This window comes from Nocardiopsis sp. TNDT3 (assembly GCF_003427465.1).
Classification (GTDB): domain Bacteria; phylum Actinomycetota; class Actinomycetes; order Streptosporangiales; family Streptosporangiaceae; genus Nocardiopsis; species Nocardiopsis dassonvillei.
The window spans coordinates 1-13441 of the sequence record NZ_QPFC01000279.1; the positions used below are offsets into that span (position 1 = coordinate 1).

At 75.2% G+C, this 13441-nt stretch carries 11 protein-coding genes; 1 reads left to right on the forward strand and 10 read right to left on the reverse strand.

The genetic code is table 11. The annotated features are described in order from the left end of the window. Nucleotides 1-42: 42 nt before the first annotated feature. Together nudC and DQW06_RS07575 are read right to left on the reverse strand one after the other, a co-directional pair. Nucleotides 43-993, reverse strand: a complete 951-nt coding sequence (nudC, locus tag DQW06_RS07570; RefSeq protein WP_013154814.1) for an NAD(+) diphosphatase — start codon at nt 991-993, stop codon at nt 43-45. 165 nt (nt 994-1158) lie between these two features. Continuing rightward, on the reverse strand, nt 1159-2535 hold the full coding sequence (locus DQW06_RS07575; protein WP_071622688.1) for a dipeptidase: 1377 nt from the start codon (nt 2533-2535) through the stop codon (nt 1159-1161). Between the two features lie 234 nt (nt 2536-2769). Here DQW06_RS07575 and DQW06_RS07580 point away from each other — a divergent pair, with 234 nt between their 5' ends. Continuing rightward, nucleotides 2770-3324 (forward strand): EF-hand domain-containing protein, encoded by a 555-nt coding sequence (locus DQW06_RS07580; RefSeq protein WP_041552858.1) that lies wholly within the window; start codon nt 2770-2772, stop codon nt 3322-3324. A gap of 87 nt (nt 3325-3411) precedes the next feature. Here the strand turns inward: DQW06_RS07580 and DQW06_RS07585 are convergent, their stop codons facing one another. The 8 genes from DQW06_RS07585 to DQW06_RS07620 all read right to left on the reverse strand — a co-directional run. Beyond that, nucleotides 3412-4464: a 2-aminoethylphosphonate ABC transporter substrate-binding protein gene (locus tag DQW06_RS07585; RefSeq protein WP_071622689.1), complete on the reverse strand. Its 1053-nt coding sequence runs from the start codon at nt 4462-4464 to the stop codon at nt 3412-3414. A 30-nt stretch (nt 4465-4494) separates the two neighbouring features. Further along, nucleotides 4495-5292 (reverse strand): ABC transporter permease, encoded by a 798-nt coding sequence (locus DQW06_RS07590; RefSeq protein ID WP_198662398.1) that lies wholly within the window; start codon nt 5290-5292, stop codon nt 4495-4497. Then, nucleotides 5279-6208, reverse strand: coding sequence for a 2-aminoethylphosphonate ABC transporter permease subunit (locus DQW06_RS07595; protein WP_117198206.1), 930 nt, complete (start codon nt 6206-6208; stop codon nt 5279-5281). Before DQW06_RS07595 ends, DQW06_RS07590 begins: the two co-directional genes overlap by 14 nt. Then, nucleotides 6205-7260 carry an ABC transporter ATP-binding protein gene (locus DQW06_RS07600; protein WP_117198207.1) on the reverse strand — a complete coding sequence of 352 codons (1056 nt, stop codon included), beginning with the start codon at nt 7258-7260 and terminating at the stop codon, nt 6205-6207. The genes DQW06_RS07595 and DQW06_RS07600 overlap by 4 nt, the downstream gene beginning before the upstream one ends. Nucleotides 7261-7264: 4 nt before the next feature. Further along, the gene (locus DQW06_RS07605; RefSeq protein ID WP_117198208.1) at nt 7265-7948 is read right to left on the reverse strand and encodes a phosphonatase-like hydrolase; all 684 of its coding nucleotides are present in this window, start codon (nt 7946-7948) and stop codon (nt 7265-7267) included. 2 nt (nt 7949-7950) lie between these two features. Beyond that, entirely contained in the window at nt 7951-9066 is a 1116-nt protein-coding gene (locus tag DQW06_RS07610) for a TIGR03364 family FAD-dependent oxidoreductase (protein WP_117198209.1), read from the reverse strand. 159 nt (nt 9067-9225) lie between these two features. Next, nucleotides 9226-10008, reverse strand: a complete 783-nt coding sequence (locus DQW06_RS07615) for a GntR family transcriptional regulator (RefSeq protein ID WP_013154824.1) — start codon at nt 10006-10008, stop codon at nt 9226-9228. 50 nt (nt 10009-10058) lie between these two features. Beyond that, the coding region (locus DQW06_RS07620; protein ID WP_117198210.1) for an ATP-dependent helicase at nt 10059-13441 on the reverse strand (3383 nt) is incomplete at its 5' end.

The following is a 13441-nucleotide window of genomic DNA, read 5'->3' on the forward strand; positions in this document are numbered from 1 at the left end:
CTCCCGGCCGCCGCGGGGCCGGGAGCGGCCGTCGGCCCGGGGTCACCAGCCGCCGGGGAGCTCCGAGCCGTACCAGTGCTCGATGAGGGTGCGGGCGATCGAGACCCGCCCGGGCAGCAGGATCTCCTCCGCGTGCACGGCCTCGGCCAGTTCGGCGCGGGTGAACCACCGGGTGACGCCGATCTCGTCGTCGGTGCGCTCGGTCTCGCCCACGGCCCGCGCGGTGTAGCCCACCATCAGGCTGCGCGGGAAGGGCCAGGGCTGCGAGGACAGGTAGCGCGGGCGCTCGACCACGATCCCCGCCTCCTCGGCGACCTCGCGGACCACGGCCTGCTCCAGCGACTCCCCCGCGTCCACGAACCCGGCCAGCACCGAGAAGCGGCGGGCGTCCCAGTTCGGGTTGTTGCCGAGCAGCATCTCCTCGCGGCCGTCGCGCTCGCGGTGCACCAGCATGATCACCGCCGGGTCCATCCGGGGGTACTGCTCGGTGCCCTCCCGATCGCACACGCGCACGTGCCCGGCCGCGGCCGGGGTGGTGCGGGAGCCGCAGCGGGGGCAGAACCCGTGGGTGGCGTTCCAGTTCGCGAGGGCGACGGCGCGGGTCATCAGCCCGGTGTCGCGGTCGCCCAGGAGCGCGCCGATCTCGCGCAGGGAGGCCGGGGCGGTCCGTTCGGTGGCGGTGAGCTCCCGGCCGGAGCGGACCGCGAAGTAGGCGTCCCGTCCGTCGGTGCCCAGCAGGTAGCGCTCGCCCTCGGGCGCCTCGTCCGGGGGGACCAGGACCAGTCGGGGTTCGTCCCCGGTGGTGATCAGGGCCCGGGACTGCTTGGCCATGACGGCCCGCCAGCCGTGGGCGACGGGGTCCCCGCCCTCCAGGACCAGCACCCGGGTGCCGGGGGCCGCCCACGCCTCGGCCAGCCACTCCCCGTCCAGGCGCCGGTGCGCGGCGGGGTCGACGGAGAAGCGGGAGAGGGAGGGAGTCGCGTCGGCGTCCATGGGTCCTTCCGGGTCGGCGGGCCGCCTGGCGGGGCCCGTGTCCACAACGTGCATAACACCCGTCGGGGCCGCGCGCATCCTGGCGCGGCCCCCGCGCGCGGCGGATTCCCCGTGGGCGGGCCGGCACCGTGTGCGGAGCGGGCCCCGGCGCCGCGCGGTCACGGCTCAGCCGAGGCCGCCGAGCTCCTCCCACAGGTAGGCGGCGCTCTCGGCCCCCTTGAGCAGCAGGGGGATCTCCACCTTCTCGTTGGGGGCGTGGATGCGGTCCTCGTCCAGGCCGACGGCGAGGAAGACCAGCGGCGCCCCGAGGATGTCGGCGATGTCGGCCTCGGGGCCGCTGCCGCCCTCGCGGGTGAACAGGACCTGGGTGCCGAAGGCGCGCTCCATGGCCGAGCGGGCCGCCTTCAGCGCGGTGGAGGACAGGTCGGAGGCGCAGGCGCGCACGCCCGGCCCGCCGAACTCCGTCTCGGCGCGCAGACCCTCGGGGACGGCCGCCTCGACGTGGGCGCGGACGCGGTCCTGCACGTGCAGCGGGTCCTGGCCGGGCACCAGGCGGAAGCTGACCTTGGCGTGCGCGGAGCGAGGGACGATGGTCTTGCCGCCCGAGCCGGTGTGGCCGCCCCACATGCCGTTGATCTCGGCGGTCGGGCGCAGCCAGATCCGCTCCAGCGTGCTGTAGCCCTTCTCGCCCCAGGTGGCGGTGGAGGCGGCGGTGGCCAGCCACTCGCGCTCGTCGAAGGGCAGCCGGGCGATGAGTTCGCGCTCCTCCCGGCTGGCCTCGACCACCCCGTCGTAGAAGCCGGGGACCGCCACCCGGCCGTCCTCGTCGTGCAGGCCGGACAGCAGGTCGCTCATGGCCTTGAGCGGGTTGGGCACGGCGCCGCCGAAGGAGCCGCTGTGCAGGTCGCGCTCGGGGCCGTACAGGCTGATCTCCACGTCGGTGACGCCGCGCATGCCCACGCACATGGACGGGGTGTCGGCCGCCCACATGGTGGTGTCGGAGATGACGACGACGTCGCAGGCCAGGCGGTCGCGGTTGGCGCGCATCAGGTCGGCGAAGTGGACCGAGCCCGACTCCTCCTCGCCCTCCACGAGCAGCTTGACCGTGACGGGCGGGGCGTCGGCGCCGGATGCGGCCAGGGCGGCGCGCACGCCGAGGGCGTGGAAGAGCACCTGCCCCTTGTCGTCGGATGCCCCGCGCGCGAACAGGGAGGTGCCGCGCTCGGTGGGCACGAACGGGTCGGTCTCCCACTCCTGGACCGGGTCGACGGGCTGGACGTCGTGGTGTCCGTAGACGAGCACCGTGGGGGCGTCGGGGTCGGCGGCGGGCCACTCGGCGAACACGGCGGGCAGGCCGGGGGTCTGCCACACCTCGACGGTGGGGAAGCCGGCCGCGGTGAGGTGGTCGGCGAGCCACCGGGCGGAGCGGACCACGTCGGGGTGGTGCGCGGGGTCGGCGGAGATGGAGGGGATCGCCAGCCACTCCTTGAGGGAGGAGACGAACTCGTCCCGGTGTGCCTCGATGTGGGCGCGTACGTCCATGGGACCGTCCTTGCTCGACGTCGTTGTCGGGAACGAGCCTAGGACCTGCGCGAACCGCCCCGGCACGCGGGCCGGGAGCCCCGCGCGCCCGTCCCCGGCCCGGTCCCGGTCCGGCCCGGGGGCTCGGGAGCCCGGCCGCCAGGGGCGGCGGAGCCGCGGGGGACGGGGAACTCCTCGGCTCGCGGGACACTCGAAGGTGCAGGGGCGGGACGCGCCCGCCCGCCGACGAGAGGAATGCACGTGGACACCGTTCCCGCCACCGCGGTCGCCGAGAGGTTCGGCCGCCTCTTCGACACGCTGGACACCGACCGCGACGGGGCCATCACCTGGGACGACTACCAGCGCCTGGTCGACCGCTACACGAAGGGGTACGCGCTGGACCTGAGCGACCGCCGGGCCCAGGCCGTCCACGCCTCCTACCAGATGCTCTGGCTGGAGCTGCTGCGCCACGGCTCGCCCGCCCAGGCGCGCCTGGACCGGGATGCGTTCGTCGCGGCGATGCACGCGGCCTCCGAGGACCGCAGCCGGTTCAACATGACCGAGGGCGTGGCCGAGGCGGTCTTCGACCTGCTCGACACCGACGACGGCGGGTCGATCAGCGAGGCGGAGTACGTCAGGTACGCCGAGGTCCTGGGGGCCTCCTCCTCCGACGCCCTGGACCGGTTCAGGGCCCTGGACACCGACGGCGACGGGTTCATCGGCCGCGCGGAGTTCGTCCTGTCGGCCCGGGAGTACCTCTTCGGCGAGGACTCCGACGCCCCGGGCGGGTTCGTCTTCGGCGTGATCTGAGCCCTCCCGCCGGTCCCGCGCGCGGTTCCTCCGGCGCGCGGGGCCGACGGCCGCGCACGGGTCGGCGGTGGCCCGGGAGGGCCGGGGTCAGCTGCCGGTGGCCTCGCGCCAGGCGTCGAGGTACTCGGGCAGGTTGGCGTCGATGTCGTCCCAGTCGGGCTCGAAGACCTCCACGCCCTCCATGAGCGCCTCCAGCTCCTCGGCGCCCCCGCCCTCCACCGGGACGTCGGTGCGGGCCGGGAAGCCCCCGGCCACGGGGACGACCTGCTCCTGGGCGGCCTCGGAGAGCAGGAAGTCCAGGAGGGCGCGGCCGTTGTCGGCCTGGGGCGCGCCCTCGACCAGCCCGGCGGTGTAGGGCAGGGCGAAGGTGCTGGGCTCCCCCTCCTCGTGCGCGGGGAACCAGATGCCGAGGTTGGGCATGGTGCGGGCCTGGGCGAGGTTCATCTGGACGTCGCCGTTGGCGACGAGCAGCTCGCCCTTGTCCACCTTGGGGCCCAGCGCGCCGGTGGAGGAGGACGGGCCGACGTTGTTGGCCTGGAGCCGTCCGAGGTAGTCCATGGCGGGCTCCAGGCCGCCGAAGTCGTGCATGGTCTGGATGAGCACGGCCGTGCCGTCGCCCGCCACGCCCGGCGTCGAGTACTGGAGGCGGCCCTCGAAGCGGGGGTCGAGCAGGTCGTCCCAGGTGGCGGGCGGCTCCTCCAGCTCCTCGGTGTTGTAGGTGAGGCAGAAGTAGTTGTCGACGATCGTGGTCCACCTCCCGTCGGGGTCCTTGGTCCCGACGTGCTCGGAGCCCTGCGGCTCGTACTGCTGGAGCAGGCCCATGCCGTCGGCCTGCTGGATGAAGGGCGGCAGGGTGATGATGACGTCGGCCTGCGGGTTGGCGGTCTCGCGCCCGGCGCGCTGGACGATCTCGCCCGAGCCCCCCTCGACGTACTGGACGGTGACGCCGGTCTCGGCCTCGAAGTCGGCGAAGACCTGGTCGAGCCAGCCGGTGCCCTCCTCGTTGCGCAGGCCGTCGGCGGTGTAGACGGTGACGGTGTCGGCGGGGTCGGAGGCGGCGCAGGAGGTCAGGGCTCCGGCGAGGGCGAACGCGGCGGTGGCGGCGGACACGCGGGCGGCGGTCGTGCGGACGGCGGGCATGGCGGGCCTTCCTGGGAGAAGGAGAAGAGGTCAGCGGTAGGCGGCGCGGGTGCGCACGCGGGACAGCAGCAGCAGGACGGCCAGGGTGGCGGCCATCAGGACGATGGCGGAGGCAGCCCCGGAGAAGAGGGCGCCCCGGTCGGTGGCGGCGTAGATCTGGACCGGCAGCGGCATCCAGCTGGGCGGGTAGAGCATCATCGTGGCGCTCAGTTCGCCCATGGACAGGGCGAAGCAGAGCCCGGCGGCGGCGCTGAGCGAGGGCAGCAGCAGGGGCAGCCGCACCTGGAACAGCACCCGCGCCGGGCGGGCGCCGAGGGAGGCGGCCACCTGGGCGTAGGCCGGGTCGAGCCGGTCCAGGGCGGCGGAGACCGACTGGTGGGCGAAGGCCGTCACCAGCACGGTGTGCGCGATGATCACGATGGTCCGGGTGCCGTTGAGCAGCACGGGCGGTTGGCTGAAGGCCACCAGCAGGGCCAGTCCGACGACCACCGTGGGGACCGCGACGGGCAGCATGAAGAGGGCGTCCAGGACGGCCCTGCCGCGTCGGCGCAGCGCGTGCGCGGTCAGCGCGGACCAGGTCCCGGCCACCAGGGCCAGGACGCTGGCGGTGGCGGCGGTGACCGCGCTGACGCGCAGCGCCTCCAGGGTGGAGCCCCGGGACAGTCCGGCGAAGTTGTCCAGGGTGGGCCCCGAGGGCAGGACGCCGCTCCAGTTGGTGGACACCGACGCGGTGACGATGACGCCGAGCGGGAGCAGGAACAGCGGCAGGACGAGCGCGGCGAACAGCGCCCACACGACCCGGCGGGCGGGTCGGCTATGCACGAGCACGGCGGCCTCCGGAGGGTGCGCGCAGCCGGGCGGTGGCCGCGCGGTAGACGAGGTAGAGCGAGACCGACAGGGCCGCGTTGACCGTGGCCACGACGCAGGCGGTGGTGTAGTCGGCCTCCAGGATCGCCGCGCTGTAGACGAGCATCGGCAGGGTCACCACGTCCTTGGCCCCGGTGAACAGGACGATCGCGAACTCGTTGAGGCACAGCACCAGTACGAGCGCGCCTCCGGCGGCGAGCGCGGGCAGGGCCTCGGGCAGGATGACGGCCCGCACGATCCTGAGGGGGCGGGCCCCCAGGGAGGAGGCGACCTCGATCTGCGCGGTGTCGAGCTGGGCGAACGCGGCGAGCAGCGGCCGCATGACGAACGGCGTGAAGTAGGTGATCTCCGCCAGGATCACGCCCCAGGGTGTGGCGAGGAAGCTGATCGGCCCGGTCCCGGCCCCGGTGACCTCCGTCCACGCGCCGTTGGCCACGCCCACGGTGCCGTAGAGGAACAGCAGCGCGAGGGTGATGAGGAAGGACGGGAAGGACAGGTAGGTGTCGATGAACCGGGCGGTGGCCCCGCTGCCCGGGAAGGGCACGAACGCCACGACCAGGGCCAGGAGGAAGCCCAGGACCAGGCAGCCCAGCGTGGCGGTGACCGCGATGAACACGGTGGTGGCCAGCGCGGACCGGAAGGACTCCGAGCCCAGGACGTCGGCGTGGTGGGCGAGGGTGAGTCCGCCCCCGGGCGCGGTGACCGACTCCAGGGCGACGAGGACGAGCGGGTACAGGAACACCAGGGCGAGCAGCACGACGGGCGGCACCGCCCACACCCACACGGGGAGGGTGCGGGGCGCCCGGGCCGGGGCGTCCCCGCCCGCGGGGGGCGCGGACACGGTGTCCGCCGGGGTCGGCTCGGTCCGGACGTTCACGAGGCCTCCTCCTCCGGCAGCAGGACGGCGTCCCGGCGGGCGAAGCCGAGCGTGACCGCCGCACCGGTCTCGGGCGGGGTCCGCATCTCCCGGAGTTCGGCGGTGACGGGGACGCCGTCGACCAGGGCGGTGACCCGGTGGGTGGAGCCGCGCCACTGGACGTCGGTGACCCGGCCCTCCAGGGTGTGCTCGCCCTCGCCGAGGGTGAGCCGGTGCGGGCGCAGGCACACGCGCAGCCCGTCGCCGTCGCCGGTGCCGGGCGGCAGGTCGCCGGGGTCGGCCTCCAGGACGGTGCCGCAGCAGTGCACGCGCCCGTCGGCCAGGCTCGCGGGCAGCAGGTTGGCGCCGCCGACGAAGCGGGCGGTGAACGGCGTCCGGGGGCGCTGGTAGAGGCGCTCGGGCGTGTCGCAGTCGCGCAGCCGGGCCCGGTCCAGGACCGCCACCCGGTCGGCCAGGGTGAGCGCCTCGCTCTGGTCGTGGGTGACGTACAGGATCGTGACGTCAGGCAGTTCGCGGTGCAGGCGGGCCAGTTCGGCGAGCATGTCCGAGCGCAGCTGGGCGTCGAGCGCGGACAGCGGCTCGTCCAGCAGCAGCACGCCGGGGCGGATGGCCAGGGCGCGGGCGATGGCCACCCGCTGCTGCTGTCCGCCGGACAGCTCGCGCGGGTGGCGGCGCGCGTAGTCCCCCATCCCGGTCATGGCCAGCGCCTCGGCGACCCGTCCGGCGATCTCGCGGCGGGGCACGCCCTGCGCCCTCAGCCCGAAGGCGACGTTCTGGTCCACCCGCATGTGGGGGAAGAGGGCGTAGCTCTGCACGACCATGCCCACGCCCCGCAGGTGCGGCGGCAGGCCGGTGACGTCTCGCCCGCCGAGCAGGACGCGCCCGGAGGCGGGGCGGACGAACCCGGCGACGGCGCGCAGCGCGGTGGTCTTGCCCGAGCCGGAGGGGCCCAGCAGCGCCATGAACTCGCCGGGTTCGACGGTGAGGTCGAGGTCGTCCAGGACCACGGTCTCCCCGTAGGCGACGCTGACGCGGTCGAAGCGGATGCCCACGGGTTCAGCCCTCCCTCGACGCGAGCAGTCCGGGCAGGTCCGCCACGCCGTCCAGGACGTGGGTGGCCCCGGCCGCGCGCAGGGCGTCGTCGTCGTGGGCGCCGGTGCGGACCCCGGCGGCGACCGAGGCCCCCGCGCTCAGCCCGCTGCGGATGTCGGAGGCGGTGTCGCCGACGACGGCGACGGCGGCCACGGAGGAGACCCGCGCGCGCAGGGCGGCGGTGAGCACCATGTCGGGGTGGGGGCGTCCGCGCCCGCCCGCGTCGGCGGGGCACAGGACGAGGTCGGCGGCCTCCCGCCAGCCCAGGGCGCTCAGGATGCGCTCCTGGGTGTCGCGGGAGAAGCCGGTGGTCAGGGCGGTCGTGCGACCCTGGGCGCGCAGCTCGCGCAGGGCGCCCTCGGCTCCGGGCAGGGGCGCGCAGCGGCCCTCGTCCACCAGGCGGGCGTAGGCACGCTCGAAGGCGCGGTTGGCCTCCTGGGCGCGGTCCTCGTCGCCGCACAGGTTGCGGAAGACGGTGATCTTGGACTCGCCCATGGTGGCGCGCACGTACGCGGCGGCCTCGGGGGTGTGGTCGGGCAGGGCCGCCTCGAAGGCCGCCTCGACGAGGCCGTCGTCGGCGACGGTGGTGCCCGCCATGTCCAGGACGACGAGTTCGACGGGCGGGGCGGGGACGGTGGTGGAGTGCATGGTTACCAGCCCAGTTCGTTGGCGGTGGTCTCGGCGATGGCCGGGGAGCAGGTCATCCCCCGCCCGCCCGGTCCGGTGACCAGCCAGGCGTCGGGGCCCACGGGGGCGCGGTGGACGACCCGGGAGGGGTCGGCGCACTGGGCGTAGACGCCCGCCCAGCGCCGGCGGATCGGGGGCAGCGGACGGCCCAGGAGGCGGCTGGCGACCCCGGCGAGGTGCTCGTAGGGGTCCTCGGCGGTGTCGAAGGAGAAGGGCGCGTCGTACTCGTGGGTGTCGCCGATGGTCAGGGAGCCGTCGGCGCGCTGGACCATGAGCAGCTGCATGCGGTGGTCGCGCGCGGTGGGCGGCTGGGGCTGGGCCTCGTTGAGGGAGTCCAGTTCGGGGCCCCGGTAGGCGGGGTAGTAGCGGAAGCTGTCGCCGTCGGCGACGGAGGTGGTGAGGGTCTCGCCCAGGGGCTCGGTCTGCGCCATCTGGAGGCGGACGCGGCGCACGGGCAGGTCGGGGACGAGTTCGCGGACCAGGCCGCCGAGCCAGGCGCCGGTGCACAGGACGACGGCGTCGCCCCGGTGGACCTGCCCGTGGTCGTCGCGGACGGCGCCCGGTCCGGCCAGGTCGCGGACCTCACGCCCGGTCAGGAGGGTGTAGCGGCCGCTGCGGCCGAGTTCGGCCTGGAGGGCGGCCTGGGCGGTGCGGGGTTCAACCTGGGCGTCGCTGCGGCACCACAGGGCGCCGAGGTGGTCGCCGCGCAGGGCCGGGTTGACCTCGCGGGTCCGCTCCGGACTGAGGAGTTCGTAGCCGCGCTCGGCGGCTTCGGAACCCCCGGCCGCCGCCTCGGCCACGGCCAGTTCGTGGCCGGTGGTGGCGACGGTGAGGGAGCCGGAGGCCCGGAAGCCCAGGGCGGGGACGCGTTCGGCGATCTCCTGCCACAGGACGCGGGCCCGGCGGGCGGCCTCCAGTTCGGGGCCGGGAGCGCGTCCGCCGACCCAGACGAGGCCGAAGTTGCGGACGGAGGCGCCGCGGGCGGCCGCCTCCCGTTCGAGGTGGACGACCTCGTGACCTCGGGAGACGGCGTGCCAGGCGTGCATGGTGCCGAGGACTCCGGCACCGACGATGATCACTCGCATGGTCCGAGGTTCGCCGGTGCGGATGGAGGCGACCGAGCGCGGCGGGGACGTCCCGGTGAACCGGGGTCAAACTTTGGACCAGACCCGTTACCTTTTCGATACAAAAGCGCCCGGCGGACGGGGCCGCGGTCCGGTGCCCGCCGGCGGACTCCCCTACTCGCGCCCGTCCCCGGCCAGGTGGACGCTGAAGCTGAACCGGTCGCCCCGGTAGAGCGAGCGCACCCGTTCGAAGGGGCCGCCCTTCTCGTCCCGGGAGACGCGGTGGATGAGCAGCATCGGCAGCGCCGGAGGGGTGCCGATGAGCAGGGCCTCGCGCGGGGTGGCCAGCACGGTCTCCAGGCGCTCGTCGGCGTCGCCGAACGTGATGCCGACCCTGTCGGCGAGGTAGCCGTAGAAGGTGGAGTCCGGGTCGAAGTCCACGTCCAGGCGGGGCACGCGCGCCACCGCGATGTAGGTGGACTCCAGCCCCACCCGCTCGTCGTCGGCCAGCAGCACCCGCTCCAGGTGCCAGACCGGCTCGCCCGGGCTCAGGTGCAGCTCCTCGGCCAGCCGGGGCGGGCACGGCCAGCTGCGCAGGTCGATGAGGGAGCGGCCCGGCCGCCGCCCCTGGCGGCGCACGCCCTCGGTGTAGCTGGCCAGGGACAGGGGCTGCTCCAGCTTGGGGCCGGCCACCACCGTGCCGCGCCCGCGGCGGCTGAGCCTGCCCTCCAGCAGGAGGTCGCGCAGCGCCTGGCGGACCGTCTCGCGGGCCGCGCCGAAGCGCTCGGCCAGCTCGCGTTCGGTGGGCAGCGGCTGGCCCACCACCAGCCCGGACACCAGCTCGGTGAGCTGTATCCGGACCGCGTAGTACTTGGGGACGCGCCCGTGCTCGGGGACGCCCGCGCGCACGGGGGCGCCGCTGTCCTGGGGGATTCCTGGGATCGACACGCGGGTCATTGTCCACCACACCGGTGAACGGACGGCGACCCGCGGCGGTGGCGGACCTCTCACCCGGGTTCGGGTACGGCGTCGATGAGCGCGGCCAGTCCCTCGGCGTCGAGCAGGTCCGCGGGGCGCACGGTCAGCCCGGCACGCACGTAGTGGAAGGCGGCGCTCACCTCCTCCAGGGCGACGCCGGCCAGGTCGGCCCAGGCCAGCCGGTAGGCGGCCAGCTGCACGCCCACGGCGCGGCGCTCGGGGCCGTTGCCGGGCGGGCTCCCGGTCTTCCAGTCCACCACGTCGTAGCGGCCGGAGGCGGGGTCGTGGAAGACCGCGTCCATGCGCCCCCGCACGAGCCGGTCGCCGATGACCGTCTCGAAGGGCACCTCCACCTCGACGGGGACGCGCGAGCCCCACTCGCTCTCCTCGAAGCGGCTCTGGAGGTCGGCGAGGTCCTCGTCCCGGCCCGCCGTCTCGTCGGCGGCGCCGGGCAGCTCGTCCAGCAGGGCGGCGCGCTGGCCGAACCGCTGCTCCAGCCAGGCGTGGAACGCAGTGCCCCGGCGCGTGTGCGGCGCGGGCGGGCGCGGCAGCGGCCTGCGGATCTGCCGGGCCAGGGCGGAGGGGTCGCGGGCCAGCCACACCATGGACGACACCGACAGGTGCGCGGGCAGCTCGACCTGGACCGTGCCGTCCCCGGATCCCGGCCCCTCGGCGCGGCGGTGGGCGAGCAGCAGCTCGGTGTCGCGCTCCCAGCCCCCGATGCGGCGGCGCAGCCCGGGCGGCGGCGCGGCCTCCTCCGCGGGGTCGGCCTCCCCCGCGAGCAGGCGGGCGCGGGCGCGCTCGACCATGGCCGCGCCCTCGGCGATCTGGGCGCGGCGGTCGCGCGGCCGGTCCGGTTCGGCGCCCTCCTCCGGGGGGCCGGAGCCGTCGTCCTCCTGCGGCGGCCACACGGCCGTGCCGTCGTCCTCCTCCTCGTAGGGGTTGTCGTCGGGGTCGGGCCTGGGCTCCCAGTGCGCGACCTCCCCGGCGCCGCCCTCGCAGGCGAGGCGGATCTCCTCCAGGAACGGGGAGGGCCCGCGCTCGCTCGCGGCGTCGGTGCCCCACCAGTGGCCGGTGCACAGCAGGGCGAAGGAGGCGCGGGTGACGGCGACGTAGGCCAGCCGCCGCTCCTCCAGCAGGTGGCGCTCGCGTTCGGCCTCCTTGAACGCCTCGATGCCCTTCTTGTCCACCGCCAGGAGTTCGGGCAGGTTCTGGCGGTCGCCGCGCAGCCGGTAGGGCAGCAGGTGCTCGCCCTTGATCCACATGTCGCCCTCGGACAGGCTCGTGGGGAACAGCGGGGCGTACTTGCCGCCGCTGACGCCGGGCACGACCACCACGGGCCACTGGAGCCCCTTGGAGGCGTGCACGGTCATGAGCTTGACGGTGTCGCTTCCGCCGACGCGCTCGCCGGGGGCCAGGCCGCTCTCCCGTTCCGATGCGGCCCTGAGGTAGCTGAGGAAGCTGCCGAGGGTGGGGTCCTCGCTGCTCCCGGCGAAACGGACCGCGTGGTCGACGAAGGCGTCCAGGTCGGCGCGGGCGGACAGGGGGTCGCGGCCGCTGCGGGCGCCCACCTCGATGTCCAGTCCGAGCATCCGCTCGGTCTCGGTGACCAGGTCGGGCAGCGGCTGGCCCACGAGCTTGCGCAGGGAGCGCAGCTCCTCGGCGAGGCGGCCCAGGCGCTCGTAGGCGGTCGCGGAGTACCTCTCGGCGGGGCCGGGGTCGTCCACGGCGTCCACCAGGCTGCCGCTCTCGGCGGTCAGGTCCAGGACCGTGCGGCGCAGGATGTCGTCCTCGGCGCTCTGGTCGGGCTCGGGCCCGGTGAGGTCGCGCCGGGTCTGGCGGGCCAGCTCGGCGGCGCGGGCCCCGAGGGCGGCCAGGTCGCGCGGGCCGATCCGCCAGCGCGGCCCGGTGAGGAGGCGGGCGAGCTCGTTGCCCGCGGAGGCGTCGTGGACCACGCGCAGGGTGGCGATGATGTCGCGGACCTCGGGCACCATCATGAGCCCGCCCAGGCCGACCACCTCCACCGGGATGTCCAGCTCCTCCAGGGCCTCCCGGATCGCCGGGAACTGCGAGCGCTTGCGGCACAGCACGGCGACGTCGCCGGGGCTGACGCCGCCGTCCGCGGCGCCGCCCGACTCCCCCGGCGGCCAGGGCAGCCCGTCGGGGGCGGTCGTGGCGCTGCCCGCCCGGCCGGGGGCGGCGCGCAGGTAGCCGGCGACCTGCTCGGCGATCCACCGCGCCTCCTCCCGCTGCCCGATGAACAGACCGGTCCGGACGGCGCCGCGGCCGCGCCGGGCCGGGCCGGGGTAGAGCACGGGCACCTCGGCGCTCTCCGCGCGCAGCGGCTCGGAGATGTGCTTGGCCACCTCCAGGATCCTCTCGCCGTTGCGGAAGCTGGTGGCCAGGCGGCGCACGGACGCGGCCCGGCCCGGCGCGGCCGGGAAGTCGTTGGGGAAGTTGGCGAGGTTGGCGGCGATGGCCCCGCGCCAGCCGTAGATGGACTGGCAGGGGTCCCCGACGGCGGTCACGGCGTGGCCCTCGCCGAACAGCGCGCGCAGCAGCACGAGCTGGGCGTGGCTGGTGTCCTGGTACTCGTCCAGCAGCACCACGCGGAACCGGCCCCGTTCGATGAGGCCGACCTCCGGGTGGTTCTGGGCGATGCGCGCGGCCAGGGACACCTGGTCGCCGAAGTCCATGGCCTCGCGCACGTGCTTGGCGTGCTCGTAGCCCTCCACGAGCGGCAGGAGCTGTTCGCGGCGCAGCTGGGCGTTGAGCAGGTTGCGGGTGGGCACCGCGGGTTTGCGCGGCAGGGCGTCGACGGCCGCGCGCAGCCACCGGCCGATGCCGCGCACCTGCTCGGTGGTGGTGAGGTGGTCGGCGATCTGCCCGGACAGCTCCAGGACCCGGCGGGTGACGGTGTCGGCCCCGACCGTGATCAGGTCCATGGGACCGTCGTACTCGCCCACGACGCGGGCGGCGATCTGCCAGGCCTGCCCCTCGCTGAGCAGCCGGGAGGTGGGCTCGACGGCCTCGCGCAGGGCGTGGTCGGCGACGATGCGCCCGGCGTAGGCGTTGTAGGTGGACACGGTGGGCTCGCCGTCGAGCAGCTCCTCGGGCAGCTGTTCGGTGGCGCGCAGCTGCTCCAGGCGTTTGCGCACGCGCTCGGCCAGCTCGGCGGTGGCCTTGCGGGTGAAGGTCAGGCCGAGGATCTGCTCGGGGCGCACGTGGCCGTTGGCGACCAGCCACACCACGCGCGAGGCCATGGTCTCGCTCTTGCCGGACCCGGCGCCCGCGATGACCACGCCCGGCTCCAGCGGGGCGCAGATGACCTCGGACTGCTCGGCGGTGGGCTCGGGCTGGCCGAGGAGGCGGGCGAGTTCCGGGGGCGAGAAGCGGGGAGGAGGAGCGGGAG

What these genes read in the sequence shown, in the direction of transcription:
- nudC (WP_013154814.1), bottom strand. Translation starts at nt 993, where the DNA reads ATGGACGCCGACGCGACTCCCTCCCTCTCCCGCTTCTCCGTCGACCCC.
- DQW06_RS07575 (WP_071622688.1), bottom strand. Translation starts at nt 2,535, where the DNA reads ATGGACGTACGCGCCCACATCGAGGCACACCGGGACGAGTTCGTCTCC.
- DQW06_RS07580 (WP_041552858.1), top strand. Translation starts at nt 2,770, where the DNA reads ATGCACGTGGACACCGTTCCCGCCACCGCGGTCGCCGAGAGGTTCGGC.
- DQW06_RS07585 (WP_071622689.1), bottom strand. Translation starts at nt 4,464, where the DNA reads ATGCCCGCCGTCCGCACGACCGCCGCCCGCGTGTCCGCCGCCACCGCC.
- DQW06_RS07605 (WP_117198208.1), bottom strand. Translation starts at nt 7,948, where the DNA reads ATGCACTCCACCACCGTCCCCGCCCCGCCCGTCGAACTCGTCGTCCTG.
- DQW06_RS07615 (WP_013154824.1), bottom strand. Translation starts at nt 10,008, where the DNA reads ATGACCCGCGTGTCGATCCCAGGAATCCCCCAGGACAGCGGCGCCCCC.